The sequence below is a fragment of the Bacteroides sp. AM16-24 genome (assembly GCF_003471885.1).
In the GTDB taxonomy this organism is placed as follows: domain Bacteria; phylum Bacteroidota; class Bacteroidia; order Bacteroidales; family Bacteroidaceae; genus Bacteroides.
The window spans coordinates 1-2545 of record NZ_QRKI01000045.1 but is presented as its reverse complement, the minus strand read 5'-3'; the positions used below and the strand labels follow the sequence as shown (position 1 = coordinate 2545).

At 52.1% G+C, this 2545-nt stretch carries 2 protein-coding genes; both read right to left on the bottom strand.

The window, feature by feature from the left end; translation table 11 throughout:
• Positions 1-54: 54 nt before the first annotated feature.
• A complete protein-coding gene (gene istB, locus DW182_RS21970; protein WP_118296862.1) occupies positions 55-837 on the bottom strand; it encodes an IS21-like element helper ATPase IstB in 783 nt (260 codons plus the stop codon).
• Positions 824-2404 (bottom strand): IS21 family transposase, encoded by a 1581-nt coding sequence (gene istA / locus DW182_RS21965; RefSeq protein WP_005829261.1) that lies wholly within the window; start codon positions 2402-2404, stop codon positions 824-826. Before istA ends, istB begins: the two co-directional genes overlap by 14 nt.
• Positions 2405-2545 lie beyond the last annotated feature (141 nt).

Here is a 2545-nt window from a genome sequence, read left to right as displayed (position 1 = left end):
TTCAACAATGCCCCCTTAAAAAGTCTTGACCGATGGGGTTATTATTATTTTAGTTTATTTCCCTCTGTATGCATCCATTTTACGGACACTTTCTCCTGTCAGCTCAATCCGGTGCGCCGTATGTATAATACGATCCATAATGGCATCTGCTACTGTAGGGTCTCCGATTGCATCATACCAATTGTCCGTTGGCAGTTGCGAGGTGATGATGATGGACTTGCGCCCATGTCGGTCCTCTATTATATCGAGCAGGATGGGTCGTTCCTTGGCATCAAGGTTCACAAGGAAGAGGTCATCCAATATGAGCAGCGTGCTCCGTTCGATTCTCTTGAGTTCCGATTCCAGTGTGCCTTTTACTTTTGCCACCTTAAGCGTACCCATAAGTTTCGGAGCATTCGCATAATATGTCCGTATGCCCTTCTTGCAGGCTTCATACCCCATTGCTGTGGCAAGGAAGCTCTTCCCGGTACCGGATGACCCTGTGATGAAGAGGTTCTGTCCCTTGCGGATGAACTCCAGCGATGCAAGCCGCTCCATCTGATTGCGGTCAAGGCCACGCGGGATTGCATAGTCTATCTGCTCGAGGCAGGCCTTGTAGCGGAACGCCGCCCCGCGTATAAGGCGTTGGATGGCTGCATTGGCACGGTAGTCCCATTCTCTGGCAAGTAACATGTGCAGGAAAGAGTCGATTGTCATTGTTTCTGCCATAGTGGAGGTCAGGCTTTCAGTGAAGGCGGCGGCCATGCCGTGCAGCTTCATACGGTTCATCAGTTCGATTGTCAACGTGTTGCGGTCTTTTTCGACAGCTATCGGTGCGGTAAGATTATTTGTTTCCATTGTTGTCTCTATTTAAATGTTTTAATTGTGCGAAGTAGGCTGCTCCGCGGATGTTTTTGTGGATAGATGTTACGGGGACCTCATCGTCGATGTCGTCTTTTGACAGGAAGTCTGCATCATCCCCGCGTTCAAGGATCCGCCTTATCTCCTGATATCCGTATAGGCGCAGTTGCGTGGCGCATGCGCTTGCCGCCACCAACCGTTCCAGCCCGAAGGTCTTCTCCAACGCCATGATGCCTCTGCATGAACGGAACGCCGCGGGAGGATACTTCTTGAGTTCCGCCACCTTGCGCAGATACAGCAGCAGGACGTTATCTGTCTGGCCGGCCCGTTCGTAAATCTGTTCCAGATCCTTTTCATAACTTCCATGACGTCCGGGCAGTCCGTGGGCATCCTTGGTCGTATAGGAGTATGGCGTGTCATCGCGCTGGTGTGTGGTCACCAGACGCAGGCCATGATATATTTCCAGCGTGTCCGCATCATAGACAATCTCGACACGTTTGCCTATATACTCTTTCGGTACGCTGTAATGGTGAAGCCTGAAGGTGACATAGCCGTTACGCATTACTGTTGCGGAGCGTCGCTCTTTCATCTGATGGCGTATGGCGGGAAGCGGGCGGAGGCAGTCGGACTCAATCTGCTCGAACTGTTCCCGTCTGGACTGGGGACGCCCGCTCATCCTGCGTCCGTTGAAGGCCGAGAGCGATTCGGATATGGCCGCATTCAGAGACTCCAGCGAGTGGAATACAAGACCCTCGATGTCAGCGTAGACGGATCGGTAAAGCAGCTTCACGGCATTCTCCACCAAGGCCTTGTCCTTTGGATGACGTACCCGTGTGGGGTATACGGTACATCCGTAGTGTTCGGCAAATGCCGCAAACTCCTCGTTGATTACCGGCTCGTTACGGTCGCTGCGGGTTACCGCCGATTTGAGGTTGTCTGGTACGATCGCCATCGGAACCCCGCCGTAAAAATGAAGCGCGTTCTCACACGCCTTAATCAAGTCCTGCCTTGACTGGGACCAGACCGCCTCACAATAGGTATAGTGGCTGCACGGAAGTATGGCCACGAACACTTCAACGCTGCGACATTCACCGCTTTCACTGTCAACGACTTCCAGTTTGTCACCGGCGAAGTCGATATACATCTGGTCTCCGGCATAATGCTCGACATGGCCTACGACATGTGTCACCATACGGTAACGCATGAGATAGTTGCCGAAACTGGCATGTCTGTATCCGTCAGGATGGGTCTCGCGGTACTCTTCGTACAGGGTTTTCACTGTTACGCCTCGGCGGCTAAGCCGGGCAGCATACTCAGGAAGGAGCGCCTCAAGCTCAAGCTGGCGTTGTGACGGTTCCCTGTTACGGCCAACACCTTCAGAGAACATTTCCTGGATGCGAGCGGAAGGCATGGCGGCCAACTCCTTTATCGGTATACCACACTCTTGAAACAGGCGCACATATCTGCGCACCGTGTTGCGGGAAAGCTCAAAGCTCCTGCTTATCTGCTTTATCCCCATCCCCAATGCGTAACATTGGAGGATGTTTGCTATCTTTGTTGTCATAGTAGAAATGATTTTATCCCACCGGTCAAGACGGGAATCAAATCTACGAAAAATCCCCTGCCGGGCATTGCCAAGCAGGGGTATTTTTATATTGGAATCAAGGGGGTAGGATTATTTTAGCACAAGGGGGCAGAATCGCTT

Coding starts and splice junctions, on each gene's coding strand:
- istA (WP_005829261.1), bottom strand. CDS start 2,404: ATGACAACAAAGATAGCAAACATCCTCCAATGTTACGCATTGGGGATG.
- istB (WP_118296862.1), bottom strand. CDS start 837: ATGGAAACAAATAATCTTACCGCACCGATAGCTGTCGAAAAAGACCGC.